Source organism: Achromobacter sp. UMC46, from assembly GCF_014170335.1.
GTDB lineage: Bacteria > Pseudomonadota > Gammaproteobacteria > Burkholderiales > Burkholderiaceae_B > Achromobacter.
This window is the reverse complement of record NZ_LZZS01000003.1, coordinates 66,464-92,965: the sequence shown is the minus strand read 5'-3', so window position 1 is coordinate 92,965 and position 26,502 is coordinate 66,464. Positions and strand designations below refer to the sequence as shown.

Genomic DNA, 26,502 nt, shown 5'->3' with positions numbered 1-26,502 from the left:
GCCGTTGGCCCCCTGCGCTTATTGCGTGGCGATGCTCGGCAGGATGCCGATGCGGTCCGATACCCGCTGCACGGCGTTCAAGGCGCTTTGCCGGTCGGGGTAGGGCCCGATCCTGACCCGGTACAGGTTGTTGGATTGCTCTACCTGAGCAGGCGGCGCGCCTGCCGCACCCAACTGCGAATTGATGCGGGCGACCAGCGATTGCGCGTTGGCCGGCTGGCTGAAGGCGCCCACTTGCAGATACACGCTGCCTGCGCCGGCCACCGGGGCCTGGCGTACCGGGGCCGAGCCGGGCGCGGGGCCCGGCAGCGGTTCAGCGGTCAGCGCGACGGGCAGGGCGGCCACCGGCGCCAGAACGGGCATCGAGCCCGTGGCCGATGCGGGTTCCGGCGCCGCGGCCGGCGCGCCTTGCGAGGCCAGGCGGCGGATCTCGGCTTGCGGAATGCTCTCTACGACCACCTGCCCGCTGCCCGGCCCGATGATGCCCAGCTTGTACGCCGCGACGTACGACAGGTCCATGATCCGGTCGCTATGGAACGGCCCGCGGTCGTTCACGCGCACGACGATCGTCTTGCCGTTGACCAGGCTCGTGACGCGCGCATAGCTCGGGATCGGCAGCGTCGTGTGGGCGGCCGTCATGGCGTACATGTCGTAGGACTCGCCGATGGACGTGGAGTTGCCGTGGAATTTCTTGCCATACCAGGACGCCGTGCCGCGCTGCTTGTACGGCTGGCCGCTGGTGTCTGGCACATAGCGCTGGCCGAACACCACGTAGGGCCGGTTGGCGCCGCTGGCGTAGGGTTCGATGCGTGGCACCGCGTCGGGCACCTGGTCCAGGTTGGACGGCGGGTTGGCGTCCGGGCCGTCGTCCTTGTAATAGCCGCCGCCCTTTTTACGTCCACCGCTGGAAGAGCATCCCGCCACGGCAATGGCCAGGAACAGCATCAGGATCAGGTGGAGCGGGCGGGACAGGGTCATGCGGATTCGGCGGGCAATTGGTTGCGGTGGCGCACCAGCAGGGGATCGTGGTCGGCGAAGCGCAGCGCCAATTGTTCGACGACATAGACCGAGCGGTGCTGGCCGCCCGTGCAGCCGATCGCCACGGTCAGGTAGTTGCGGGTGTCTTGCGTGTACTGCGGCAGCCAGCGGTTCAGGAAGCCGGCGATGTCGTCGATCATCTGCCCGACCTGCTCGTACCCGGCCAGCCATGCGGCCACGGGTTCGTCGCGGCCGGTCAGCGGACGCAGGTTGCGGTCGTAATGCGGGTTGGGCAGGCAGCGCACATCGAACACCAGGTCGGCGTCGCCAGGCACGCCGCGCTTGTAGGCGAAGGATTCGAACGTCAGCACCAGCGGCGCGCGGTCCGCCTGGATCAGGTCGCGGACCCAGGCGCGCAGCTGGCCGGGCGTCAGGTCAGACGTGTCGATCACATGCTCTTGCTCGCGCAGCGGCGCCAGCAGTTCGCGCTCCAGCGCGATGCAGTCGGTGAGCGACGGCGGGGTGCCGCCGCGCTGCAGGCGGTCGGTCAGCGGATGGCGGCGGCGGGATTCGGAGTAGCGTTGCACCAGCGTCGAGGTGTTGGCGTCCAGGAAGACCACGCGCAGGCTGGTGCCCATGGCGCGCAGCGCCGTGACCACGTCGGGCAGTTCCGCCAGTTCGCCCGGGGACCGCACGTCGATGGCCACCGCGACGCGCTCCAGGCCGTCATCCCGCGCGTTGGCGATGAATTCGGTCAGGAACCGGACGGGCAGGTTGTCGACGCAGGTGTAGCTGGCATCCTCGAGCATGCGCAGGGCGACCGATTTGCCTGAGCCAGAGATACCGGTGACAAGGACGACTTTCAACATGGACATGATTGTGGCACGCTTTTCCAGGACGATGCCGGCGGGATGGCATCTGATATGGCCGTAAACTGGGAATCTGCGCCTGTACCGTTTCGGTGGCCCTGGCGTAAGCTTGGGCCCGGATACTTGATCGATTCACTTACGCGCCCCGCCGTCATGCGTTTCGGGGGATTGGAATTCGACCTAGATGTTAGCCCTCATTTCGTTTTGTAGTGTTTCACTGCCGCGGTTTGGGGCGATTTTCCGCGTGATGGCGGCAGCCGTTGTTGCCTTTATGGCAACGTCCGCGCTGGCGCAGCCGGCGGCCCAGGACACCTTGCGCCCCGACACCATGGCGGCCCGGGTCGCGGCCTGTACGGCCTGTCATGGGGCGCAGGGCAAGGCCGGCTCTGACGGCTACTACCCGCGCCTGGCGGGCAAGCCGCAGGAATACCTCTATCACCAACTGCTGAATTTCCGCGATGACCGTCGCCAGTACCGCCCCATGGCGCATCTGCTGGCCGGCTTGCCCGACGACTACCTGCGCGAGATGGCCGCGTATTTCTCCGGGCAGCATGTGCCGTATCTGCCGCCAGCGCGTGCGCCGGTATCGGGCGCCACGATGGAAGCCGGGCGCGCGCTGGCCTTGCATGGCGACGCCGCCCGCGGCCTGCCCGCCTGTGCCGCCTGCCACGGCACCGCCCTTGGCGGCCTGATGCCGGCCATTCCCGGCCTGCTGGGTCTGCCCCGCGACTACATCGGATCGCAGATCGGCAGCTGGAAGAACGGGCTGCGTCACGCCGCTGCGCCGGACTGCATGGCGGACATCGCCGACAAGCTCACCCCCGCCGACATCGGCGCCCTGGCGGCGTGGTTGTCGTCGCAGCCGGTCGTCGAGCCCTATGCGCCCGAGGCCGCCGGATCGCTGCGCCTGCCCGCCGAGTGCGGCAGCCAGGCGCAACGCTGACAGGGGGCCCCGATGAAACTGCTGAAGAAGATCCTCTGCGTATTGCTGTTGGCGGTGGTTGCCGCCGTGGGCATCCTGTATTGGCTGGGCACGCGCGACGACGCCAGCACCGGGCCCGCCGCGGCGTCCGCCGATGCCTCCACGCTGATCGAGCGCGGACGCTACCTGGCGCTGGCGGGCAACTGCATGGCCTGCCATACCAGCCGTGGCGGCAAGGCGCTGGCGGGTGGCACGCCGATCCCGACACCGTTCGGCACCGTGTTCGGCCCGAACATCACCCCCGACGACAAAACAGGCATCGGCACCTGGACCGCCGACGACTTCTGGCAGGCGCTGCACAACGGCAAGTCGAAAGACGGCACGCTGCTGTATCCGGCCTTCCCGTACACGGAATACACGCGCGTCACGCGCGCCGACGCCGACGCGCTGTATGCCTATCTGCGCAGCGTGGCGCCCGTCAGCCAGCCCAACCGCCCGCCAGAAATGGAGTTTCCCTACGACCAGCGCGCATTGCTGGCCGCGTGGCGCGCGCTGTACTTCAAACCCGGCGTGCAGGAGACCGACGCCGGGCAGTCGGTGCAATGGAACCGCGGGCGTTATCTGGTCGAAGGCCTGGGGCATTGCGCCGCTTGCCATACGCCGCGCAACAGCTTGGGCGCGACGCGCGCGTCGGAATCATTGACCGGCGGCGTCATCCCGGTGCTGGACTGGTACGCGCCGCCGCTCACCAACGACATGCAGACGGGCATGGGCCGCTGGACGGCGGCCGATATCGCGGCCTTGCTCAAGACGGGCATTTCCGCGCATTCCAGCGCCAGCGGCCCGATGGCCGAAGTGGTGCTGGGCAGCACGCAGCACCTGACGGACGACGACGCGTTGGCGATCGGCGTCTACATCAAGACGCTGCCCGCCACGCCGGCTTCCACGCCGAGGCCGAAGGTGGCGGCGGCGCCGGCCGCGATGGAACTGGGCAGCAAGATCTATGAACAGCAATGCGCGCAATGCCATCAGTCGAAAGGCGAGGGAAGCGGCACGGCCTGGCCCGCGCTGGCCGGCAACCCCACGGTGACGGCGCCGTCGCCGCTCAACGTGATCCGGATGGTGCTGGACGGCGGCTATGCGCCGGCGACGGCCGCCAATCCCCGGCCTCACGGCATGCCGCCGTTCGGGCAGATCTTGAATGACAACGACATCGCCATGCTGGTGTCCTACCTGCGCAACAGTTGGGGCAACGAGGCCGGCGGCGTCACCGCGCTTGAGGTCAAGCGGGCGCGCGCTGCGTCGACGCTGAACTGACGTTGCGCTGATGTCGCGCTAGCGCGGCCGGGTTGCCCGCGAAGAAGCCTGCCGCGCCAGTTCGCCCAGCACGCGAATGGCCGTGTCGTGGGCCGCGTCCCAGGGGTGGCCGTAGTTCAGGCGCAAGGCGCTGGTGAACTGGCCGCTTGCGGAAAATATCGGACCCGGCGCCACGCTGATGCCGCGCGCCAGCGCATCGCGATGCAAGGCCAGCGCATCCACTGCCGCAGGCAACTCCAGCCACAGGAAAAATCCCCCTTGCGGACGCGTCACGCGCGTGCCGGCAGGGAATTCGCGCGCAATCGCATCGGCCATGCGTTCTTGCTGCGATTGCAGCGTTTCGCGCAGCCGGCGCAGATGGCGGTCGTAGCCGCCCTGTTCCAGGTATTCGGCGATCGCGCCCTGCGCGGGGCCGGAGGCGGACAGCGTGGATGTCAGCTTCAAGCGCTGGACGCGCTGCGCGTAGCGGCCGGCCGAAGCCCAGCCGATGCGGTAGCCGGGCGCCAGGCATTTCGAAAACGATGAGCAATGCAGCACCAGCCCCTGCTTGTCGTAGGCCTTGGCGGGTACCGGCCGCGCGGCGCCGAAATATAGTTCGCCGTAGACGTCGTCTTCGATCAGCGGAATGCCGTGGCGCGCCAGCAATTCGACCAACTGCCGCTTCTTGTCGTCCGGCATCAGGCAGCCCAGCGGATTCTGGAATTGCGTCATCAGCCAGCAGGCTTTGGGGGCGTGCCGCTGGATGGCGGCTTCCATGGCGTCCAGATCGATGCCGGTGCGCGGATGCGTCGGCACTTCCAGCGCCTTCAGACCCTGCCTTTCAAGCGCCTGCAACGCGCCGTAGAACGTGGGCGCTTCGACCATCACGGTGTCGCCCGGCTGCGTGACCGCTTGCAGGCACAAGTTCAGTGCTTCCAGCGCGCCGTTGGTCACGACGATATCGCTGGCGGGCACGTTGATGCCGCCGATCAGGTAGCGCAGGGCGATCTGCCGGCGCAGGGCGGGATTGCCGGGGCTCAGGTCTTCGACGGTGTCCAGCGGATCGTGGCGTTTCAGGTGCACGGCCATCGCCTGCGCCAGGCGCGCCAGCGGAAACAGCAGCGGCGAGGGGAACGCGGACCCCAACGGCGTCACATCGCGGTTGCGCACCGAGCCCAGGATATCGAAGATGCGTTCGCTGATCGCGAGTTCGGTGGACTCGCCGCCGGGGCTTGACGGGCCGGGTTCGGGGGGCAGGGATTCGGCCGGGGCGTGCACGTAGTAGCCCGAGCGCGGCTGGGCGCGGATCAGGCCGCGCGCTTCAAGCAGGTAGTACGCCTGGAACACCGTGGAGGGGCTGACGCCTCGGGATGCGCAGGCATCGCGCACGGACGGCAGTTTGTCGCCCACGCGCAGCACGCCGTCCGCGATCGACTTGGCGATTTCGGCGGCCAGGGTTTCGTACAGGCTCACGGTGACGCGTGGCGACGCGCGTTCATTTGCTGCTTTGCAGGATCGCCATGGCTTGGCGTTCCATGAACTCGCCCAGCGTGTCGATGCCGCGCAGCTTGAGTATCGTGTTGCGCACGGCGGCTTCGACCAGGACCGCCAGGTTGCGGCCGGCGGCCACTTGCAGCATCACCTTGCGCACGGGCAGGCCCAGCATGTCTTGCGTGATGTCTTGCAGGGGCAGGCGCTCGAACTTGTCTTGCGCGGTGGCGCGCACCAGATGCACGATCAGCTTCAGGCGCATCTTCCGGCGCACCGAGGTCTCGCCGAAGATGGTGCGGATATCGAGCAAGCCCAGGCCGCGCACTTCCAGCAGGTTCTGCAGCAACTGCGGGCAGTGGCCTTCGATCATGTTGGGGGCGGTGCGCGAGAATTCCACGGCGTCGTCGGCCACCAGGCCGTGTCCGCGCGAAATCAGTTCCAGCGCCAGTTCGCTTTTGCCCAGGCCGGATTCGCCGGTGATCAGCACGCCCAGGCCCAGCACGTCCAGGAAGACGCCGTGCACGGTGGTGGTGGGCGCAAGCTTCTTGCCCAGGTAGATGCGCAGCAGGTCGATCAACTGGGCCGCGGCCACCGGCGTGGACAGCAGCGGCACCTGGTGCTGGTCGCATTGGTCGACCAGGTCTTGCGGCGGCGTCAGCCCGTCGGCCAGCAGAATGGCCGGCACGCCGCCAATCAGCAGCTCGTCCATGTGGTGCATGCGGCGGCGCAGGTCGAACCGCGTGTAGTACGCCAGTTCTTCCTGCCCGAACACCTGGATGCGCGACGGGTGGATCAGGTTCAAGTGGCCGACGAGGTCGGCGGCCGCCATGCCGTCATCGGGAATTGCGCGGTCCGCGGCGCCTTGGCCAGAGATCCAGTTGAAGGGGATTTTGTCGGCGTTGTCGTCGACGAGTTCCTGCACCGTGAGCATGGCAGCGTTTCCGCGGAGGGTCAGAGTTGGCCGGTCGTGAGCATCTTGTGGACGATGGCCGGGTCGGCCTCCGTGGCCAGGGCCTCGCGCAATGCCTTGTTGGACATGAGTTGAGCGAGTTCGGCCAGGATGTCCAGGTGCTGCTGGGTGGCCGTTTCCGGCACCAGCAGGCAGAGCAGCATCGACACCGGTTGCCCGTCGGGCGCGTCGAAGGTGATGGGCTGGGCCAGGCGGATGAATGCCGCCAGCGCCTGCTCCAACCCCTTCACGCGGCCGTGGGGAACGGCAACGCCCTGCCCAAGGGCAGTGGAGCCTAGACGTTCCCGGGCAAACAGGCTGTCGAACACGAGCGCGCGTGCCAAGCCATGGTTGTTTTCAAAAAGAAGGCCAGCTTGTTCGAACGCACGTTTCTTGCTCGTTGCGAGCATTTCGAGCACGACGTTGCCGGCGGGTAGGATGCGCGACAAATGATTCATCGGATCATTATATGGTTATATGACGCAGTGCAATAAATTGGCCTCGCGCCGCGCCCATTGTGTGGGCGGACGACAGCACGGCAAGAGCGACAGCATAGACTGATCGCGCCGCATTGTGGGCATTCCGGGGGCCAACGCCGCCTTCAAAAGCCGTTTGGGCGCGAAAAGCCGGGAAATCCACGACGCAACGACGCTTCTCCGGCGAAACCGGAAATTCAGGGACAAAGCTTGGGGTGGGGGTGATGCCAGGAGGGGGGCAGTGCGGGGAGTTTGCCGATGCCCCGGCTGGACTGACGTCTAGCGGGACACCGGGACTTAGGCAGGATTTTTACAATCGCTGTTTAGCTTGATCGCCCAGGGCGAGTGGTCATGAAGCGCATTACTGCTGGGGTGGCGAGAGGCTCGCCGCTTGCCGCTTCACGGACTCCGCTGAGTGACTTCGTACCTTGTCCTTGTGCTTGATGACCTGACGGTCGACTTTGTCAGCAAGAAGGTCTATGGCTGCATAGAGGTTTTCATCGGTTGCTTCACAATGAATGTCCTTACCGCTTAGACGCATGGTGATTTCGGCTCTATGCCGCAGGGGCTCTACTGAGAGCATGACCTGGGTATCGATGACGTGATCGAAATGCCGCAGCACTCGCGCCAATTTGTTCATGACATATTCCCGGATTGCCGGGGTGACGTCGAGGTGACGACCGCAGATGCTCAGGTTCATAGTGTGCTCTCCTTCTAAAAGAGAAAAATGGGTGCGCAAAATGCGCGATGAGGTCGTTAGGCGTTCTCCTTGATTGGGTGGCTTCGTTAAGTACTAGTGTATAGACTCGGGCCGATAAAACAAGCTGACCTAGCGCAAGAACATGGCATTTTTATGGCGGAGTCCCTGGGGCGTATCCCCCCTTGCCCGCAGGGGGCTAGGGGTCTTCCCCAAGGTGCCTGTTACATGCGGAAGTGCTCGCCCAGATAGACGCGGCGCACGGCCGGATCGCCCACGATTTCGTCGGGGTGGCCGTCGGTCAGCACCTTGCCCTCGCTGATGATGTAGGCGCGGTCGCAGATGCCCAGCGTTTCGCGCACGTTGTGGTCGGTGATCAGCACGCCGATGCCGCGGCCCTTCAGGAAGCGGACGATGCGCTGGATTTCGATGACGGCGATGGGGTCCACGCCGGCGAAGGGCTCGTCCAGCAGGATGAAGCGCGGGCTGGTGGCCAGCGCGCGCGCGATTTCCACGCGGCGGCGTTCGCCGCCCGACAGCGAAATCGCGGCATTGCTGCGGATGTGGCCGATCTGGAGCTCTTCCAGCAAGGACTCCATCTGCTCGTTGATCTTGGGCGTGGACAGCGGGCGTCCGTCCGCGCCGACCTGCAGTTCCAGCACGGCGCGGATGTTCTGCTCGACCGTCAGGCGGCGGAACACGGAGGCGTCCTGCGGCAGGTACGACAGGCCCATGCGCGCGCGCTTGTGGATCGGCATCGCCGTGATGACGGAGCCGTCGATTTCGATGCGGCCGGCGTCCGCGGGCACCAGGCCCACGATCATGTAGAAACTGGTGGTCTTGCCGGCGCCGTTGGGGCCCAGCAGGCCGACGACTTCGCCGCTGACCACGGACAGGGACACGTCCTGCACCACGGTCCGGCCGTTATAGGTCTTGCGCAAACCGGTTGCGCGCAGGCTGCCCTGCTTGACCCCCGAGGGGGTGGAGGTCACGGGTGTCGGCACAGAGGGTTGGTTCATCGTGGCTGCGAGTGGTGTGGCATGGGGGGCGGGTTAACGCCCTTTCTTGGCGGCTTGCTGCTTGCGGCATTCGGCGACTGCCGCATCCGACTTGGCGCGCGGTTCCGCGACCGAGCGGACCCGTCCGCCGGCGGCGGCGGAATTGGGGCCGCCCTGGGCTTCGTAGGTGCCGGTTTTCTCGTTGTAGCGTACCCGTTCGCCGCGAATCGTGTCGAACGGTTTGCCACAGACGTAACGGACCACCACGGCTTGGCCGATCAGGTCGAAGGTGCTCTTGGTGCCGTCGTATTCGGCGCGCAGGCCCTTGCCTTCGATCAGTTCGAACGTGTCGGGGCGTTCCTGGCGGATGGTCACGACCTTGCCTTTGGTGGCGGTGGCCGTGCCGTACTGGCCGCCCTGGGCGTCCTCGTGCATTTCCAGCGTATCGGAGGTCAGCGTCATCAGGCCGCGCGTCATGTTGACGTTGCCCGTGAAGACGCTTTGTTTTTTCACGTCGTCATAGTGCAGAGTGTCCGACAGGATCAGCGTGCTGGGCTCCTCGGCGGGGGTCGCCGCCTTGCTGGCGCCGGCCGCGGGCTTGGGCGCGGCGTCCTGCGCGTGCGCCGGCGCAAGCACCGAAGCCGTCAGCAGGACCGCGCCGAGCAGGCGGGTCGTCGGGGCAAGGAGAATCCGGAGGTCGGTCATGGTTTCTTCTGGTCAGAGTTGTTGGCGGGTATCTCGGTCTGGCGCTGTTGCTTGCCTTCGGAACCGGCGATCTCGACGTCCGTTGACGCGAATACCTGCAATTGGCGTGTTTTGTTGTTGTAGTGCATGCCCTTGCCGTTCATGCGCGAACGGCCCTTGATCACTTCGGCGGGCAGGTCGGTGAACACCACGTCTTCGTCGGGCATGATGATCAGTTGCTGGCTGCGCACGTCCAGCACGTCGTTGTTGGCGTCGGGCTGGCGATGCACGTGGGCGTCGCCGTTCATGACGATGCGCTTGCCGCCTTGCTCCATCACGGCGGTCTTCGAGACGCCCACCGTGATCGGGTTGGCTTCGCGCTGGCCCACCGCGCGTGGCGAGGTGATGTGATAGGAGTCGTCGTCCGGAAAGTGTTCGGCGTATTCGCCTTCCAGCCGGTTGATCGGGCGCCCCGTGGGATCGGTGCGCAGCATCACGAAGTCGCGCGACCACGCGTCCATCTCGTGGGTGATGCGGCGCGGCGGGTCCACCTGGATGGCGCGCTGCGCGTAATCGGCCGCCCACCACGAACTGGTGACCAGCACCAGCAGGAGGAACAGCGCGATCAGTGAAGGGAAGCGTTCTTTCATCAGATTCGCCGCAAAGGCGTGTGCGTATTCAAAAGGGTCATTGGATGGCGCCGGGGCCCAGCAAGCCGGGCGCCGCCAGGAACGCGCCCAGGCGTCCCTGCGAGGCCAGCAGCAGGTCGCAGCATTCGCGCACCGCGCCGTTGCCGCCCGATTGCGTCGAGATCCAATGCGCCGCCTGGCTGACATAGCCGGGCGCGTTCGGCACGCTGACGGCGAAGCCCGCGCGCTGCATGGCCGGCAGGTCGATGACGTCATCGCCCATATAGCCGGTCTGGTTCAGTTGGACACCGTTGCGCTGCGCAAGTTCTGCCAGGGCCGAACCCTTGTCGCGCACGCCCTGCATGACTTCCGCGATGCCCAGTTCCGCGGCGCGGCGCGCCACGATGGGGCCGGAGCGGCCCGTCATCAGCGCCACCTTCAGCCCGCCTTCCATCAGCAGGCGCAGGCCGTGGCCGTCCAGCGCATTGAAGCGCTTCTGCAGTTCGCCGTTTTCGCCGTAGTAGAGGCTGCCGTCGGTCAGCACGCCGTCGACGTCGAATACCATCAGGCGCACGGCCGCGGCGCGCTCGCGCACGGGGGCGGGGATTCGGGCAAGGACCAGCGCTTCGGCCGGGTGAGTCACGGAAGCAGGAAGATTCATAGTCATACCACTTTAGCGGCCATCAGATCGTGCATGTGCAAGGCGCCGAGCAGCGCGCCGTCATTGTCCAGCACCAGCATATGGTTGAGCCGTTGTTCGTCCATCTGCTGGGCGGCCTCGACGGCAAGCGCGTCGGGGTTGATGCTGCGTGGCGACCGGGTCATGCCCGCCTCCACGGTCAGACTGCGGATATCGCCGTGCCGGGCGATCAGGCGGCGCAAGTCGCCGTCGGTGAAGATGCCCAGCGGGCGGCGCTGCGCGTCGGTCACGACCGTCATGCCCATGCCTTTGGCGGACATGACTTCCAGCGCCTGAGACACCGGGGTACCCGCCAGCACGATCGGCAGGGCGTTGCCCTGGCGCATCACGTCGCGCACGTGGGTCAGCAGGCGGCGGCCAAGGGCGCCGCCCGGATGCGACCGCGCGAAATCCTGCGGGCCGAAGCCGCGGGCTTCCAGGCAGGCGACGGCGAGGGCGTCGCCCAGGGCCAGCGCAGCCGTGGTGCTGGCGGTGGGCGCCAGGTTCAGCGGGCAGGCCTCCTGGGCCACGCTGCCGTCCAGGTGCACGTCGGCCAGCAAGGCCAGTTCCGATTGCGGATTGCCGGTCATGGCCACCAGCTTGGCGCCCATGCGGCGCGCCACGGGCAGGATCGTCAGGAGTTCCTGGCCCGCGCCCGAATACGAGATGGCGATGACGACATCGTCCTGCGTGATCATGCCCAGGTCGCCATGGACGGCTTCCGCGGCGTGCACGAAGAAGGCGGGCGTGCCGGTCGAGGCGAACGTCGCCGCGATCTTGCGGGCGATATGGCCGGTCTTGCCGATGCCGGTGACGACCACGCGGCCACGACACGCCAGCAGCAGGGCGACGACCTGGGTGAAGGCGTCGTCCAGCCGGGCGGACAGGTCCAGCAGACCCTGACTTTCGATTTGCAGCGTTCTCCGCGCAGATGCCAGCGCGGTATCGGACGATGTAGTGGGATGATCAGTCATGCAGGGATTTTAATATCAGTATGCGGGTTTGCCCCCAGCAGGGGCGTATGGCATCCTGGCGGCTGTTTTCAACGGCTTTCAATCCTTCTATCCAGGCCCGCTCCATGTCCAGCATTTCCAGCCCCGTCCTTGGCACGCCCCTGTCCCCCCTGGCCACCCGAGTCATGCTGCTCGGATCCGGCGAATTGGGTAAAGAGGTCATCATTGCCCTGCAGAGGCTGGGCGTGGAAGTCATCGCGGTGGACCGGTACGCCGATGCGCCCGGCCATCAGGTGGCGCACCGGGCGCATGTGGTCTCGATGACCGACGCGGACGCCCTGAAGAAGATCATCGAACAGGAACGGCCGCACGTTATTGTCCCCGAAATCGAGGCTATTGCCACCAGTTTGCTGGTGGAGCTGGAAGCGGCCGGCGTGGCGCGCGTCACCCCGACCGCCCGCGCAGCCCAATTGACCATGAACCGCGAGGGCATCCGCCGCCTGGCGGCCGAGACCCTGGGCCTGCCCACGTCCCCCTACAAATTCGTTGATTCCGAGGCGGAATTGCGCGCCGCCATCGACGGCGGCATCGGCTACCCCTGCGTCATCAAGCCAGTCATGTCCTCGTCGGGCAAAGGCCAGTCGGTGATCAAAAGCGCGGACGATGTGGCGCAATCCTGGCGCTACGCCCAGGAAGGCGGCCGCGTGGGCGGCGGCCGGGCCATCGTCGAAGGCTTCATCCGCTTCGACTACGAAATCACGCTGTTGACCGTCCGCGCCCGCGGCGCCGACGGCCAAGTCGAGACCCGCTATTGCGAGCCCATCGGCCACAAGCAGGTCGACGGCGACTACGTCGAAAGCTGGCAGCCACACCCCATGTCGCCCGCCGCGCTGGACCGCGCCCGGGAAATCGCCCTGGCCGTCACGGCCGATCTGGGCGGGCTGGGCATCTTCGGCGTCGAGCTCTTCGTGGCCGGCGACCAGGTCTGGTTCTCTGAAGTCAGCCCGCGCCCGCACGATACGGGGATGGTCACCATGATCACCCAGGCTCAGAACGAATTCGAACTGCACGCCCGCGCGCTGCTGGGGCTGCCGGTGGATACCCGCTTGCGTCAGCCGGGCGCCAGCAGCGTCGTCTACGGCGGGGTGGATGCCGCCGCCGTGTCGTTCCACAACGTGGCCGAGGCGCTGGCCGAACCCGGCACCGACATCCGCCTGTTCGGCAAGCCGGAATCCTTCGTCAAGCGCCGCATGGGCGTGGGTCTGGCCGTGGCCGACGACGTGGCCACCGCCCGGGCCAAGGCCAAGCGCGTGTCCGCCGCGGTCTCGGTCAAGGCCGGCTGACACTGTCGGACAAATCCGTCCCTTTTTGATTTCCGCCGGGGCGCGCGCCCTTTCGCAGCCACCCGCCTCACGGCCGGTGGCTGTTTGCATTGGGGCAGCCGTCTCCGGCCACCTCAGGCGCGCACGGTGTCGGGTCAGTCGTTGCGCCCCGTGAGGGCGAGACTTGCGCCATTGCCCCTACCGGCAGTATGGTTTGCGCTTTCGCACAGTTTGTTCGATAATTTCAGGAATTACTGAAAGCGGTGTAACTGTATATATCAACCCAACGGGTATATCAGCCAAGCCACGCTCCTGACCCGCTGGCGCCGATAACTCATGGTTCTCACTCCTCAAAACGAACGTTTCGTGCTGCATTTCGGCGAAATGGGCAGCCGTTGGGGCGTGAACCGCACCGTCGGCCAGATCTACGCCTTGCTGTTCCTGCACCCCGATCCGCTGAATGCCGACGATATCGCCGAGACCTTGGGGTTTTCGCGTTCGAACGTCAGCCTGGGGCTGAAAGAGCTGCAGTCCTGGCGGCTGGTCAAGCTGATCCATCAAGTTGGCGACCGCCGCGACTACTTCGAGACGCCCAAAGACGTCTGGGAGATCTTCCGCATCCTGATGGAAGAAAAGCGCAAACGCGAAATCAACCCCACGCTCACCCTGCTGCGCGACACCCTGCTGGAGACCCCGTCGGGGCCCAACGACGCCTACGCGCAACAGCGCATGACCGAAATGCTGGAGCTCATCGAACTGTCTTCCGGATGGTTCGATGAGGTTCAACGCCTGCCCCCGGAGACGGTGCAAAAGCTCATGCGACTGGGTTCGCAAGTGCAGAAAGTGCTGGGCTTCGCCGGCAAATTGCGGGGCAAGGGCTAAGTTGCCCATGCGCCCCGATTTTTCAGGAAACCTCTATGAAGTTGTTTGCAACGCCCGTAACATGGCGCGAGAGACGGCCTGGGAACCATGCCGGTTGCCGCGGCATCTCGACTGCTTGGGAGCGCCCCAATGATTGATCTCGACGTCGTGAATCTGTCGCGATTCCAGTTTGCCGCGACCGCGCTTTACCACTTCCTGTTCGTCCCTCTCACGCTTGGCCTGTCGTTCATCCTGGCCATCATGGAAAGCGTGTACGTCATGACCGGCCGCCCCATCTGGAAGCGGATGACCATGTTCTGGGGCACCCTTTTCGGCATCAACTTCGCACTCGGCGTCGCCACCGGCGTGGTGATGGAGTTCCAGTTCGGTATGAACTGGTCCTACTACAGTCACTATGTGGGCGACATCTTCGGCGCGCCGCTTGCGCTGGAAGGGCTGATGGCCTTCTTCCTGGAAGCCACCTTCGTCGGCCTGTTCTTCTTCGGCTGGAACCGCATGTCCAAGGTCAGCCACCTTGTGGTGACCTGGCTGGTGGCGTTCGGCACGAACTTCTCGGCCCTGTGGATCCTGATCGCCAACGGCTGGATGCAGAATCCGGTCGGCGCGATCTTCAACCCCGACACCATGCGCATGGAGATGACCGACTTCGCGGCGGTGATCTTCAACCCGGTGGCGCAGGCCAAGTTCGTGCACACGGTCAGCGCGGGCTACGTGGCCGGCGCCATGTTCGTGATGTCGATCAGCGCCTGGTACCTGCTGAAAGGCCGCCACACCGACCTGGCCAAGCGTTCGATGGCGGTGGCCGCCAGCTTCGGCCTGGCGGGCGCGTTGTCCGTCGTGGTGCTGGGCGACGAAAGCGGCTACCTGACCACGGAACATCAGAAGATGAAGATCGCGGCGATGGAGTCCATGTGGCACACCGAGCCGGCGCCCGCGTCTTTCAACCTGATCGCGATCCCCAACCAGGCAGAGCGCAAGAACGACTTCGCCATCGAGATCCCGTACGTCATGGGGATCATCGGCACGCGTTCGCTGACCACGCCGCTGCTGGGCATCGACGACCTGATCCTGCGCGCCGAGAACCGCATCCGCGACGGCATGGTGGCGTACGAGGCCTTGCAGAAGATCCGCGCCAATCCCAAGGACGTGGACGCGCGCATGACCTTCGACAAGACCTGGCCCGATCTGGGCTACGCCTTGCTGGTCAAACGCTACCAGGAAGACATGAGCAAGGTCACCGAAGCCGACATCAAGAAGGCCGCAGTGGACACCGTGCCCAATGTGGCGCCGCTGTTCTGGGCGTTCCGCATCATGGTGGCGGTGGGCATGTACCTGATCCTGTTCTTCGGCGTGGCCTTCTGGCTGGCCTCCCGCGGGCGCCTGGATAGCCGGCGTGGCCTGCTCAAGGTGGCGCTATGGAGCCTGCCGCTGCCGTGGGTCGCCATTGAAAGCGGCTGGTTCGTGGCCGAATATGGCCGCCAGCCCTGGGTGATCGAAGGCGTGCTGCCGACGTACTACGCCGCCTCGGGCCTGACGATCGCCGATCTGGCCATCAGCCTGGCTATCTTCCTGGTGCTGTACACGGTCCTCTTGATCATCGGCGTGAAGGTGATGCTGCACGCCATCAAGGCGGGTCCGAAATCCGATGGGCCGGTGGCGGGCAACGCCGCCGATCCTGTGCGCGCCGCCGTGCGCGCCTGAGGGGGAGAAGCAGATGGATACCCTTATTCCTTTTGACTATGGCACCTTGCGCGTGATCTGGTGGGGGCTGCTGGGCGCCTTGCTGATCGGCTTCGCCGTCATGGACGGTTTCGACCTGGGCGTAGCCGCCTTGCTGCCCGTCGTGGCCAAGACCGACGCCGAGCGCCGCGTGGTGATCAACGTGGTCGGCCCGGTGTGGGAAGGCAACCAGGTCTGGCTGATCACGGCCGGCGGCGCGATCTTCGCCGCGTGGCCGTTGTTGTACGCCGCGTCGTTCTCCGGGTTCTACCTGGCGATGATGCTGGCGCTGATCGCGCTGATCCTGCGCCCCGTGGGCTTCAAGTACCGCAGCAAGATGGAAGGCACCCGCTGGCGCAACAGCTGGGACGGCGTGCTGTGCTTTTCGGGCGTGGTGGCTTCGCTGGTGTTCGGCGTGGCGGTCGGCAACATCATCCTGGGCGTGCCGTTCACATTCCAGGGCTCGGCGCTGCGCATGGTGTACGAAGGCCATTTCTACCAGCTGTTCACGCCGTTTGCCCTGCTGTGCGGCGTGCTGAGCGTGGTGATGCTGGCCATGCACGGCGCGGTGCTGCTGGCCTGGCGCACGGAAGACCCGATTTCGTCGCGGGCCCGCAATTGGGGGCGATTGCTGGCGTTGGTAACGGTGGCGCTGTTTGTCGCGGGCGGCTTTTGGGTGGCGGGCGGCATCAGCGGGCACGTCATCACCAGCGCGGTCGACATGCAAGGGCCGTCGGACCCCATGCTCAAGTCCGTGAGCGTGCAGGCCGGCGCCTGGATGGCCAACTACGCGAAATGGCCGTTGATGTGGATCGCGCCGGCGCTGGGCGTGGCGGGCGCCGTGCTGGTGCTGCTGCTGTTGAGCGTGCGCGCCCATGTCCTGTCGTTCCTGGCTTCCGCGGTGTCGATCGCCGGCGTCATCCTGACGGTGGGCTTCTCGCTGTTCCCGTTCCTGATGCCGTCGTCGACCAATCCCCAAGCCGGCCTGACCGTCTGGGACGCCTCGTCCAGCCATCTGACGCTGTGGATCATGGTGATCGCGGTGGTCATCTTCCTGCCGATCGTGACGCTCTACACCGCCTGGGTGTATCGCGTCATGCGCGGCAAGGTCACCCATGATTCCGTGGGCGACACGCCCAACTCTTACTGATTAAGGAGCCTCCACCATGTGGTATTTCTCGTGGATACTCGGCTTGGGCCTGGCGTGTGCGTTCGCTATCCTCAATGCGATGTGGTTCGAGCTGCGTGAAGGGCATTCGCATGACCCGCGCGCCAGCCGTGGCGACGAGTGAGCGGCGGCGCTAGCACCCTCGAGCACGATCCTTCGGCCAGTCTGCAGAAACCGCCGCGCGAACAGTCGCGGTGGTTGATGGCGCTTGCCAGGGCGGCGAGGGTTCCGCTGATTTTCGCGGGGGCTGCCCCGCTGGTCAGCGGCGCCTTGTTGGTCGTGCAGGCCTGGTTGCTGGCCAGCGTGCTGGACGCGGCCATCGTCCGCCAGGCGCCGCGCCAGGAATTGCTGGCCGGCATCCTGGGCATCGCCGGGCTGATGCTGCTGCGCGCGTGCATCATCTGGGCGGGGGAACGTGCGGGGGCGGACGCGGCCGAACGCATCAAGCGCCATGTGCGCCAGACCCTGTTCGCCCGGCTGGTGGCGAAAGGCCCGTACTGGAGCCGCGGCAAGGCGTCGGGCGAATTGGCCAGCGCGGTCGTGGACCAGGTCGAGGCGCTGGACGGCTTTTTCGCCAAGTACTTGCCTGCGATGGCTGCCGCCGCGATGCTGCCGGTGGCATTTTCCGTGCTGCTGCTGCCAGTGGACGTGGTCGCGGGCCTGGTGCTGCTGATCACCGCCCCGCTGATTCCGCTGTTCATGGCGCTGGTGGGGTGGGGCGCGCAAGGCGCCAGCCGTCGGCACCTGCGCGCTTTCGCCCGCTTGTCCGGCTTCTTCGCCGACCGGCTGCGCGGGCTGTCCACGCTGAAGCTCTATGGCCGTGCCGAAGCCGAGGCCGCGTCCGTCGTGGCCGCCAGCGACGCGCTGCGCCAGCGCACGATGTCGGTGCTGCGCATCGCGTTCCTGTCGTCCGCGGTGCTGGAGTTTTTTGCCGCGCTGGGCGTGGCGGGCGTGGCCGTATATATCGGCCTGACCTATCTTGGATTTCTGGACGTGCGCTGGTCGCCTTTAACCTTGCAGGCGGGCCTGTTCTGTCTGCTGATGGCGCCCGAGGTCTATGCGCCGCTGCGCCAGTTCGCCGCGCACTATCACGACCGCGCCACGGCGCTGGCGGCCGTGACGCAGATCGCCGTGCTGTTCGATGGCCTGCCGCAAGACGACGCCGGCAAGGCACATCCGGCCGCGCACGGAACCGCGCTGCCGGCCGCGCCCGGATTGGGCGCGCGCGTCGACGTTCAGGGCTTGCGGGTGACGGCGCCCGGGCGCGGGCAAACCGTGCTGGCCGACGCCGAGCTGCAGCTGGCGCCGGGCGAGCAGGTGGCGTTGATGGGCCCAAGCGGCATCGGCAAGTCCACGCTGATCGAAGCGCTTGCCCGGCTGCGGCCCTTTGAAGGCGACGTCCGCATCGACGGCGTGCCGCTGGCCGGTTGGGACGAAGCCGCCTTGCGCGGGCGCGTGGCGCTGATCGGGCAGAAGCCGCAATTGCTGGCGGGGTCGATCGCCGACAACATCCGGCTCGGACGCCCGGGCGCGTCCGATGCCGATTTGCGCGAAGCCGCCCGCCGCGCCTGTGTGCTGGAGTTTTCGGACGCGTTGCCGCACGGCCTGGACACGCTGCTAGGCAGCCGGGGCCATGGCCTGTCGGGCGGCCAGGCGCAGCGCGTGGCGTTGGCCCGCCTGTTCTTGCGCGATCCCGGCCTGATCCTGCTGGACGAACCCACGGCGCATCTGGACGAGGCGACGCAGGACCGGGTGTTGGACGAAATCCTGGCGTTCTCCGCGGGCCGCACTTTGCTGCTGGCGACCCATGCGCCGACAGTCGCGGCCCGGCTTGGCCGCGTGCTGCGGGTGGCGCGCGAGAAAGTGGAAGAAGCATGAAGAACCTGTTGTTGCTCGTGCCCTTGTACGCGCGCCGTAAAAGCGGGCTTTTGCTCGCATTGTTCTGCGCGCTGGCGACTGTCGCGGCAGGCGTCGGCCTGCTGGGCGTGTCCGGCTGGTTCCTGACGGGCGCGGCCTTGGCGGGGGCGGGCGGGGTCTTCAACCTGTTCGCGCCGTCCGCGCTCGTGCGGGGCTTGTCCTTTCTGCGCATCGTGTCGCGCTATGCCGACCGCGTCGTGGGCCATTCGGCCACGCTGCGCTTGCTGGCGGATCTGCGCGCCACGGTGTTCGGGGCGCTGATCCGGCTGACGCCGCGCCAGTTGGCGAAGTACCGCAGCGGCGATCTGGTGGCGCGCATGACGGGCGACGTCGACGCGCTGGATACCGTCTTCCTGTTCGTGTTGGCGCCTTTGGCGACCGCCATCCTGGGGGGCGCCGTGCTGACGGCGGTGCTGGGCATGTGGGTGCCTGCCGCCGCGCTGGCGTTTGCGCTGGCGTTGCTGACTGCCTGTGTCCTGGTGCCCGGGTGGCTGCTGCGCGCGGCGCGCAAACCGGGGGCGGCCGCCCAGGAAAGCGCGGCCGGGCTGCGCGCGGCCACGCTGGATGCGGTGGACGGCCACGCGGACATGGTGGCGTTGCATGCGCAGGCGCCGACCGCCGCGCATTTCGAACGGCTGTGCGAAGCCAGCGCGCTGGCGCGCCGCAGCCAGGCCCGGGTGGCGGCGCGCGGGCAGTGGTTCCTGCAAGTCGCGGCCGGCCTGTCGGTGTTGGCCTTGCTGTGGTTCGGTTTGGGGACGCATGAGGCCGGGCAGATCGAAGGCCCCGTGCTGGTGGGCTTGCTGCTGGCGGTGATCGGCATTTTCGAGGTGGCAGGGCCGATCATGCGCGGCGCATCCCGCATGGGATCGGCGATGTCGGCGGCGGCGCGGATCCGGGAAGTGACCCAAGCGCAGCCGGACATGCAGGACGCGCCCGCCCCGCGCGCCTTGTCGTCAGCGGGCGTGCTGGAGCTGGACGGGGTGGTGTTCCGCTATCCGGCCCGCGCGCAAGGCGTTTGCCCGGCGGTGCTGGACGGCATCGACCTGCGGGTGGAACCGGGTGAGCGCATCGCCATCGTGGGGGCAAGCGGGCAGGGCAAGTCCACGCTGCTGCACCTGATCCTGCGCCTGGAAGATCCGCAATCGGGGCAGGTGCGATTCGGTGGTTGCGACGCGCGCGATTGCGCGCAGGCGGATTGGCACCGGCGCATCGCATTGCTGTCGCAGGACGCGCCCGTCTTCCTGGGCACCTTGCGCACGAATCTGCTGATCGGGGATCCCGGCGCGAATGATGCGGCCCTGTGGGGCGCGCTGGACGCGGCGAGGCTGGGGGATTTCGTGCGCGGCCTGCCCGACGGGCTGGATACCTGGGCGGGCGAGACCGGCTCGCAACTGTCGGCGGGGCAGGCGCGCCGCCTGTGCCTGGCGCGGGCGCTGCTGTCGCCGGCCGCGGTGATTGTGCTGGACGAACCGACCGCCGGGCTGGACGCTGCCGCGCAAACCGACTTCTTCAACGATCTGGCGCGCGCGGTGCGGGGACGCACCGTGGTGCTGGCGACGCACGCGGCGTTGCCCCCCGGGGCGGTCGACCGCTGCTACGAATTGCGCAACGCGCAATTACATGACTTGTCACCGGCGGCAATCCTGGCTTAAGCGCGGTGGCAAGGTTATAGTTCGCCTTGCTTCAATTCTTCAGGGCCGCCTTCCATGCAGACCGACAACGCCGAGTACATCCGGCGCACCATCCGCAGCGTTCCGGACTGGCCCCAACCGGGTGTCGTGTTCCGTGACATCACGCCGGTTCTGCAAGATCCGCGCGCGTTCCGGGTGCTGATCGATCTGTTCGTCTACCGCTACATGCGCCAGCGCCTGGATCTGGTGGCGGGCGTGGATGCGCGCGGCTTCATCGTCGGCAGCGTGCTGGCCTATGAACTGAATCTGGGTTTCGTGCCTGTGCGCAAGAAAGGCAAGCTGCCCTTTCGCACGGTGGCCGAGGAATACTCGCTTGAGTACGGCAACGCCGCGGTCGAGATGCACACGGATTCCGTGCGCACCGGCCAGCGCGTGTTACTGGTCGACGACCTGATCGCCACGGGCGGCACCATGCTGGCCGCCATCAAGCTGCTTCAGCGCCTGGGCGCGAACGTGGTCGAAGCGGCCGCGATCATCGATTTGCCCGACCTGGGCGGTTCGGCCAAGGTGGCTGCCACCGGTACGCCGCTCTACACGGTCTGTCAGTACGGCGACGCCACGCCATAACCTGGGCCGCGGCCAAGCCGCGGCGCCCTGATCACGAATCCGCCAGGCGCGGCTGGATGAAATCCAGGAATGCCTTGGTCTTGGCGGGCAGCATGCGCGACGGCAGCAGCGCGAACAGCGGCAGGGGCGTCAGGCTCCAGTCGGGCAGCACCCGCACCAGCCCCGCCTGCTTGATGGCGCGTTCCATCGCATCGAACACCAGCAGCGGCGTAATGCCCAGGCCCTGGCCGGCCAGGCGCCCCAGCATGCCCACATTGTTCGCCGACAAGCGGCCGGACACCTGCACGCGTTCCACCTTGTCGCCCGAATGGAGCATCCAGAAGGATGACTCTTCGCGCATGGTCGGCCGCAGGCATTCGTGGTGCGTCAGATCGCCGGGCACGCGCGGTTCGCCGTGGCGGGCCAGGTAGTCGGGCGAGGCGTACAGCTGGTGGGCCATCAGCACGATCTTGCGCGAGATCAGGCTGGAATCGGGCTGTTGCCCGAAGCGCAGGATCAGGTCGAACGGATTGCTGATGGGATCGATCGGACGCATGCTCAAATCGAAATCGCATTCGATGTCGGGATGCTGCTCGCGGAATTCGCTGATGACGGCCGGCAGGAACAACTGGGCCAGGCTGGTCGGCAGCGAAATGCGCAGGCGGCCCTTGGGCTGCACTGCCATGTCCAGCAACTGGTCGTGCGCAATGCGCGCTTCTTCCACGATGTGCCGGCAGCGTTCAAAGTAGATGGCGCCCGCTTCGGTCAGGTCGATCTTGCGCGTGCTGCGGTTCAAGAGGCGCATGCCCACGCTGCGTTCCAGTTCGCTGACCCGGCGAGAGAGCGTGGAGGTTGGAATATTCAAGGCTTCCGCGGCGTGGCTGAAGTTCTTGCGCTTGGCGACTTCGACGAAGAGCGCGATGTCGTTAAGCTGGATATCCATATGGCCCTCTAGACTCAAAATTCCATTTCTGGCAGATTTGTATGATAAATGGAATTATTGTCCCGCCAGTAGAAATGTCTATTTATCCACAAGGAACATCCCGTTCCCCATGTGGCGGACGCGTATCCCGTTGCCCAGCTTGCTTTCGGCTGAATGACCGCAAGGCCTGCTATGCCTGAGTCTGCGGGCGAACTGCGCAGAAATTGGGCAGATAGCGCCGGATACATCGTGCAATTGTCCCATCCGTGAAAAGATGTTCACCAAAATAAGGGTTTTTACTAGGCGCCAATCACCAGATACTTCGTCCCAGCAATCAAACAGTCACATCGCACCTGCCAGCCTGGCAGAAGACGCTGTGCAAGGTTTAGGATGGAGTCATCACAATGAAAGCCCTAGCAACCGCACTTATGGTCACCGCAACCCTGGTTGGCATGTCCGCCGCTCACGCCGATGGCAAGACGCGTGAACAGGTTCAGCAAGAACTGCAAGCCGCCAAGGCCGCAGGACAGGTCACGTTCGGCGAACTGGACTATCCGCCCGCCACTGCGACCCAGACCAGCCTGACGCACGATCAAGTCCAGCAGGAACTGCAAAGCGCCAAGGCCGCTGGCCAGGTCACAACCGCCGAGCTGGATTACCCGCCCCGCGCCGCCGTGTCGCAATCCGGTGGCAAGACCCGCGAGCAGGTCCGCCAGGAATTGGCCGAAGCCAAGGCCCGCGGCGAATACACCTTCGGTGAACTGGATTACCCGCCCAAGGGCAAGTAATTCCCAAGGCCGGATGCCCGGCCCCGGATGGTCACGAGAAACCCCTTGAGACGCCGAGGGGTTTTTTTATTGCCTGTCCGTTGCGCGGACGGCCGCGCAGTGTGGCGTATTTGCCGCAAAACTAGGCGCATGCGCGAACAAGTGTTGTCGGTGAATCCGGCGCGGCGAATGCGCCGGACGCGCGGTAATCCCGATTTGCGAGCAATGATTCATATTTGTTTTCAAGGCGTTAACGCCGGTTTCCTGGCCTTGCGGCATGTCAGGTGCGCGTCATTATCCCAACCATGGAAAGTAGTTCGTCGAAATCCGTGTTACTTCGGGTTGCCGCAAGCCGGACACTAGATTCAGTGCAGACGCCGCCTGCTTGTTCGCAGCGGCACGCAAAGGCCCCGTCGTTCGGACGGTGCGCTTGCGGTTGCCTTTTATCTCGCCATTTTGGGGACTTACATGAAGAAGACGCTATTGGCCGTCGCGTTGCTGGCAGGCTCTGCCGGCGCCGCGCAAGCCGCAGACTCCGTCACGCTGTACGGCTTGATCGACGCCGGTATCGGGTACGAGCAAGTGAAGTTCAATGGGGTGTCGCAAAGCCGCGTCGGCGGCGTGCAGGGCGTGAGCAGCGGTTCGCGCTTTGGCCTGCGCGGCACGGAAGACCTGGGCGATGGCTTGCGCGCCGTGTTCACGTTGGAAGGCGGCTTCGGCCCCATGAACGGCAAGTCGCTGCAGAGCGGCCGCCTGTTCGGCCGTCAAGCGACCGTCGGCCTGGACAGCGATTCCTGGGGCCGTCTTGAATTCGGCCGCCAGACGAACCTGGCGTCGAAGTACTTCGGTTCGATCGACCCGTTCTCGATCAGCTACAACACCGCCAACATGGGCACCACGTTTGGCAGCGCCAACACGATGCGCCTGGACAACATGGTCCTGTACCAGACCCCGAGCCTGAGCGGCTTCAAGGCGGGCGTGGGCTATTCGTTCAGCGCCGACGACAGCGTCAGCGACACGACGCAGACCGGTTTCGCCACGGGCGACAACAACCGCGTGCTGACCGCCGGTGTGCAATACGTCAACGGCCCGCTGAACCTGGCCCTGGCCTACGACCGCTTCGACCCGACGAACAAGCGTGTCGGCGGCCAGGACTCGGCCCGTATCCAGGAATACATCATTGGCGGTTCGTACGACTTTGAAGTCGTGAAGCTGGCGGCCGCGTTCGGCCAGACCCGCGACGGCTGGTTCGTCGGCCAGAACATGGGCACCACGCCCGACGGCATGAACAACCTGGGTTCGTTCAAGCTGGCTGACGGTTTCCGCGCCAATTCCTACATGATCGGCGCCACCGTGCCCCTGGGCCGCCACGCCGTGTTCGGTTCCTGGCAGCGCGCGACCCCGGGCAACGACAAGCTGACGGGCGACGACGCCACGTTCAACGTGTACAGCCTGGGCTATACCTACGACTTCACCAAGCGCACCAACCTGTACGCGTACGCCTCCTACGGCGACAACTACGCGTTCCAGCACGATGCGCGCGATACCGCAGTCGCCATGGGTATTCGCCACCGTTTCTAAGCGGCCAAAGCGCCCGACCGGACCTTGCTGAATGCGCGGCTCATCTCCGTGAGCCGCCGAGTGACAGCGAACCCCCCCCTACTTGGGTCCGGCCGGACGCGTTTGACGGTCAGAAGGGAAGGGCCTCCGGAAGGAGGCCCTCTCGCATTGGGGCGGCAGTTTGGCGCTTGGCGCCGGCGCTACAGGAACAGCTTGTAGGCCGGGTTGTCGGTCTCGTTCCAATGCGGATAGCCGAGTTCGGCCACGAACGTGCGGAATTGCTTCTTGTCCGCCGCCGGCACCTGGATGCCGATCAGGATGCGGCCATAGTCGGCGCCCTGGTTGCGGTAGTGGAACAGGCTGATGTTCCAATCCGGATTCATCGCATTCAAGAAACGCATCAGCGCACCCGGACGCTCCGGGAACTCGAAGCGGTACAGCAGTTCGTCGCGCGCCAGCGCCGAGCGCCCGCCCACCATGTGTCGCAGGTGGGTCTTGGCCATTTCATCATGCGTGAGGTCCAGCGTGTCGAACCCGTGGCGGCGGAAATTCGCGGCGATCTTGTCCGGCTCGGCGGCGGACGACACCTGGATGCCGACAAAGACATGCGCGCGGTCCGCATCCGAGATGCGGTAGTTGAATTCCGTGACGCTGCGTTCGCCGACCAGTTCACAGAAGCGGCGGAAGCTGCCGCGCTGCTCGGGCATGGTCACGGCGAAGACGGCTTCGCGCATCTCGCCCACTTCGGCGCGTTCGGCCACGAAGCGCAGCCGGTCGAAGTTCATGTTCGCCCCGCAGGCGATGGCGACAAGCGTCTTGCCCTTCAGGTGGTGTTCGGCCGCATACTGTTTGGCGCCGGCCACGGCCATGGCGCCTGCCGGTTCCAGCACGCTGCGCGTGTCCTGGAAGACGTCCTTGATGGCGGCGCAGATCGAATCGGTGTCGACGACCACGAAGTCGTCGACGTACTTGCGGGTCAGCTTGAACGTTTCGGCGCCCACCATCTTGACGGCGGTGCCGTCAGAGAACAGGCCCACATCGCTCAGTTGCACGCGGCGGCCGGCGCGCACGCTGCGCAGCATGGCGTCGGAGTCCTCGGTCTGCACGCCGATGATCTTGATCTCGGGCCGCAGCTGCTTGATATAGGCGGCCACGCCGGAGATCAGGCCGCCGCCGCCGATGGCGACGAAGATGGCGTCGATCGGGCCGGGGTGCTGACGCAGGATCTCCATGCCCACCGTGCCCTGGCCGGCGATCACGTCGGGGTCGTCGAAGGGGTGGACGAAGGTCAGCTTTTCTTTCTTTTCCAGGATCTGGGCGTGGGCGAAGGCGTCGGTGAAGCTCTCGCCCGCCAGCACGACCTCGCCGCCCAGCCGGCGCACCGCGTCGATCTTCACCTGCGGGCTGGTCGTGGGCATGACGATGACGGCGCGGCAGCCCAGCCGGCTGGCGGCCAGCGCCACGCCCTGGGCATGGTTGCCGGCCGATGCCGCGATGACGCCGCGGTTGCGCACGGCGGGCGCCAGGTTGGCCATCTTGTTGTACGCCCCGCGCAGCTTGAAGCTGAAGACGGCCTGGGTGTCCTCGCGCTTGAGCAGGACGGTGTTCGAGATCCGCTGGGACAGCTGGGGCGCGATCTCCAGCGGCGACTCGACCGCGACGTCGTAAACCTTCGAGGTCAGGATGCGTTTCAGGTAATCAGTGGACATGGACTGCGGCGGGACAAGAGTGGAGACGTGGGCACGATTATTGCAGGGAAAGCCGCAAGGCCGGATTCCCGGCCGTTATTCTCTTGCGCGCGGCTACACTCGCTCATCATGGAAGAAAGCCTCTTGTCCGCTGTTCACTGGCTCCTGGGGATGCTGGCGCTGCCCTCGGTGGGCCTGTCGGCCATCTTCACGGTGTCGCTCGTGTCCGCCACCCTGCTGCCGCTGGGCTCCGAGCCGGCGGTGTTCGGCTACATCAAGTTGTCGCCGGACATGTTCTGGCCGGCCATCCTGGTGGCCACCGCCGGCAATACCGTGGGCGGCGCAATCAGCTATTGGATGGGTTGGGGCGCCGAACGCGCGATGCAGCGCTGGAAGGAAGGACATACCCCCACGCCGCACCCGCACCCCGGCGCGACCGAAACCGGCCGTATGCGCGGGCGCTGGAATGAGCGCGCCCACGACTGGATCCACCGCATGGGGCCGCCGGCGCTGCTGCTGTCGTGGCTGCCGGCGGTGGGCGACCCGCTGTGCGCGGTGGCGGGATGGCTGCGGCTGTCCTTCTGGCCCTGCGTGCTCTATATGGCCATCGGCAAATTCCTGCGCTATCTGGTGATGACCGCCAGCCTGCTGTGGTTCTTTCCCGGTCAGGTCTGACGCTGACTCGAAGCTTAAACAGGG

26 protein-coding genes are annotated in these 26,502 nt (G+C 66.0%); 13 read left to right on the top strand and 13 right to left on the bottom strand.

Annotated elements, in window-relative coordinates; translation table 11 throughout:
• Positions 1-18 precede the first annotated feature (18 nt).
• Together A9973_RS00855 and rapZ are read right to left on the bottom strand one after the other, a co-directional pair.
• Positions 19-978 carry a septal ring lytic transglycosylase RlpA family protein gene (locus tag A9973_RS00855; RefSeq protein ID WP_183011895.1) on the bottom strand — a complete coding sequence of 320 codons (960 nt, stop codon included), beginning with the start codon at positions 976-978 and terminating at the stop codon, positions 19-21.
• Positions 975-1,847 carry an RNase adapter RapZ gene (rapZ, locus tag A9973_RS00850; RefSeq protein WP_183012271.1) on the bottom strand — a complete coding sequence of 291 codons (873 nt, stop codon included), beginning with the start codon at positions 1,845-1,847 and terminating at the stop codon, positions 975-977. Before rapZ ends, A9973_RS00855 begins: the two co-directional genes overlap by 4 nt.
• Before the next feature lie 184 nt (positions 1,848-2,031).
• Between rapZ and A9973_RS00845 the strand changes: the two genes are divergently transcribed.
• Together A9973_RS00845 and A9973_RS00840 are read left to right on the top strand one after the other, a co-directional pair.
• Positions 2,032-2,790 (top strand): c-type cytochrome, encoded by a 759-nt coding sequence (locus A9973_RS00845; RefSeq protein ID WP_183011894.1) that lies wholly within the window; start codon positions 2,032-2,034, stop codon positions 2,788-2,790.
• A 12-nt stretch (positions 2,791-2,802) separates the two neighbouring features.
• Positions 2,803-4,086, top strand: a complete 1,284-nt coding sequence (locus A9973_RS00840; RefSeq protein ID WP_183011893.1) for a cytochrome c — start codon at positions 2,803-2,805, stop codon at positions 4,084-4,086.
• 18 nt (positions 4,087-4,104) lie between these two features.
• On the opposite strand, the gene A9973_RS00835 is transcribed toward A9973_RS00840, so the two are convergent.
• The 9 genes from A9973_RS00835 to A9973_RS00795 all read right to left on the bottom strand — a co-directional run bounded on the left by A9973_RS00835 (position 4,105) and on the right by A9973_RS00795 (position 11,642).
• Positions 4,105-5,538, bottom strand: a complete 1,434-nt coding sequence (locus tag A9973_RS00835) for a PLP-dependent aminotransferase family protein (protein ID WP_183011892.1) — start codon at positions 5,536-5,538, stop codon at positions 4,105-4,107.
• Positions 5,539-5,560: 22 nt separating this feature from the next.
• Positions 5,561-6,487 carry an HPr(Ser) kinase/phosphatase gene (gene hprK, locus A9973_RS00830; RefSeq protein WP_006216298.1) on the bottom strand — a complete coding sequence of 309 codons (927 nt, stop codon included), beginning with the start codon at positions 6,485-6,487 and terminating at the stop codon, positions 5,561-5,563.
• A 20-nt stretch (positions 6,488-6,507) separates the two neighbouring features.
• Positions 6,508-6,963 (bottom strand): PTS sugar transporter subunit IIA, encoded by a 456-nt coding sequence (locus A9973_RS00825; protein ID WP_183011891.1) that lies wholly within the window; start codon positions 6,961-6,963, stop codon positions 6,508-6,510.
• 379 nt (positions 6,964-7,342) lie between these two features.
• Entirely contained in the window at positions 7,343-7,681 is a 339-nt protein-coding gene (gene hpf / locus A9973_RS00820; RefSeq protein WP_006216296.1) for a ribosome hibernation-promoting factor, HPF/YfiA family, read from the bottom strand.
• A 221-nt stretch (positions 7,682-7,902) separates the two neighbouring features.
• Positions 7,903-8,697: an LPS export ABC transporter ATP-binding protein gene (gene lptB / locus A9973_RS00815; protein ID WP_183011890.1), complete on the bottom strand. Its 795-nt coding sequence runs from the start codon at positions 8,695-8,697 to the stop codon at positions 7,903-7,905.
• A gap of 33 nt (positions 8,698-8,730) precedes the next feature.
• Positions 8,731-9,381, bottom strand: coding sequence for a lipopolysaccharide transport periplasmic protein LptA (gene lptA, locus A9973_RS00810; protein WP_183011889.1), 651 nt, complete (start codon positions 9,379-9,381; stop codon positions 8,731-8,733).
• Positions 9,378-10,010, bottom strand: a complete 633-nt coding sequence (gene lptC, locus A9973_RS00805) for an LPS export ABC transporter periplasmic protein LptC (protein ID WP_183011888.1) — start codon at positions 10,008-10,010, stop codon at positions 9,378-9,380. The genes lptA and lptC overlap by 4 nt, the downstream gene beginning before the upstream one ends.
• A 37-nt stretch (positions 10,011-10,047) precedes the next feature.
• Positions 10,048-10,656 carry an HAD family hydrolase gene (locus A9973_RS00800; RefSeq protein ID WP_183011887.1) on the bottom strand — a complete coding sequence of 203 codons (609 nt, stop codon included), beginning with the start codon at positions 10,654-10,656 and terminating at the stop codon, positions 10,048-10,050.
• The gene (locus tag A9973_RS00795; protein WP_183011886.1) at positions 10,653-11,642 is read right to left on the bottom strand and encodes an SIS domain-containing protein; all 990 of its coding nucleotides are present in this window, start codon (positions 11,640-11,642) and stop codon (positions 10,653-10,655) included. The genes A9973_RS00800 and A9973_RS00795 overlap by 4 nt, the downstream gene beginning before the upstream one ends.
• 104 nt (positions 11,643-11,746) lie before the next feature.
• On the opposite strand from A9973_RS00795, the gene purT reads away from it, so the two are divergent.
• From purT to A9973_RS00755, 8 genes are all read left to right on the top strand, one after another.
• Positions 11,747-12,964, top strand: coding sequence for a formate-dependent phosphoribosylglycinamide formyltransferase (gene purT / locus A9973_RS00790; RefSeq protein ID WP_183011885.1), 1,218 nt, complete (start codon positions 11,747-11,749; stop codon positions 12,962-12,964).
• A gap of 315 nt (positions 12,965-13,279) precedes the next feature.
• Entirely contained in the window at positions 13,280-13,825 is a 546-nt protein-coding gene (locus A9973_RS00785) for a GbsR/MarR family transcriptional regulator (protein ID WP_105555912.1), read from the top strand.
• Positions 13,826-13,954: 129 nt separating this feature from the next.
• A complete protein-coding gene (locus A9973_RS00780) occupies positions 13,955-15,526 on the top strand; it encodes a cytochrome ubiquinol oxidase subunit I (protein WP_183011884.1) in 1,572 nt (523 codons plus the stop codon).
• Positions 15,527-15,539: 13 nt separating this feature from the next.
• Positions 15,540-16,694 (top strand): cytochrome d ubiquinol oxidase subunit II, encoded by a 1,155-nt coding sequence (cydB, locus tag A9973_RS00775; protein ID WP_183011883.1) that lies wholly within the window; start codon positions 15,540-15,542, stop codon positions 16,692-16,694.
• A 16-nt stretch (positions 16,695-16,710) separates the two neighbouring features.
• The gene (gene cydX, locus A9973_RS00770; RefSeq protein ID WP_105555915.1) at positions 16,711-16,836 is read left to right on the top strand and encodes a cytochrome bd-I oxidase subunit CydX; all 126 of its coding nucleotides are present in this window, start codon (positions 16,711-16,713) and stop codon (positions 16,834-16,836) included.
• Positions 16,837-16,913: 77 nt separating this feature from the next.
• Positions 16,914-18,590: a thiol reductant ABC exporter subunit CydD gene (gene cydD, locus A9973_RS00765; protein ID WP_255468988.1), complete on the top strand. Its 1,677-nt coding sequence runs from the start codon at positions 16,914-16,916 to the stop codon at positions 18,588-18,590.
• On the top strand, positions 18,587-20,281 hold the full coding sequence (cydC, locus tag A9973_RS00760; RefSeq protein ID WP_183011881.1) for a thiol reductant ABC exporter subunit CydC: 1,695 nt from the start codon (positions 18,587-18,589) through the stop codon (positions 20,279-20,281). The genes cydD and cydC overlap by 4 nt, the downstream gene beginning before the upstream one ends.
• A gap of 54 nt (positions 20,282-20,335) precedes the next feature.
• Entirely contained in the window at positions 20,336-20,887 is a 552-nt protein-coding gene (locus A9973_RS00755) for an adenine phosphoribosyltransferase (RefSeq protein WP_183011880.1), read from the top strand.
• 31 nt (positions 20,888-20,918) lie between these two features.
• Here A9973_RS00755 and A9973_RS00750 read toward each other — a convergent pair whose 3' ends face one another.
• The gene (locus A9973_RS00750) at positions 20,919-21,809 is read right to left on the bottom strand and encodes a LysR family transcriptional regulator (RefSeq protein WP_183011879.1); all 891 of its coding nucleotides are present in this window, start codon (positions 21,807-21,809) and stop codon (positions 20,919-20,921) included.
• 383 nt (positions 21,810-22,192) lie between these two features.
• On the opposite strand from A9973_RS00750, the gene A9973_RS00745 reads away from it, so the two are divergent.
• Both A9973_RS00745 and A9973_RS00740 read left to right on the top strand, forming a co-directional pair.
• A complete protein-coding gene (locus A9973_RS00745; RefSeq protein WP_183011878.1) occupies positions 22,193-22,576 on the top strand; it encodes a DUF4148 domain-containing protein in 384 nt (127 codons plus the stop codon).
• A gap of 447 nt (positions 22,577-23,023) precedes the next feature.
• Positions 23,024-24,136 (top strand): porin, encoded by a 1,113-nt coding sequence (locus A9973_RS00740; RefSeq protein ID WP_183011877.1) that lies wholly within the window; start codon positions 23,024-23,026, stop codon positions 24,134-24,136.
• 179 nt (positions 24,137-24,315) lie between these two features.
• On the opposite strand, the gene ilvA is transcribed toward A9973_RS00740, so the two are convergent.
• The gene (ilvA, locus tag A9973_RS00735; RefSeq protein ID WP_183012270.1) at positions 24,316-25,890 is read right to left on the bottom strand and encodes a threonine ammonia-lyase, biosynthetic; all 1,575 of its coding nucleotides are present in this window, start codon (positions 25,888-25,890) and stop codon (positions 24,316-24,318) included.
• Positions 25,891-25,932: 42 nt separating this feature from the next.
• On the opposite strand from ilvA, the gene A9973_RS00730 reads away from it, so the two are divergent.
• Positions 25,933-26,478 carry a YqaA family protein gene (locus A9973_RS00730; protein WP_183011876.1) on the top strand — a complete coding sequence of 182 codons (546 nt, stop codon included), beginning with the start codon at positions 25,933-25,935 and terminating at the stop codon, positions 26,476-26,478.
• The last annotated feature ends 24 nt before the right edge of the window (positions 26,479-26,502 follow it).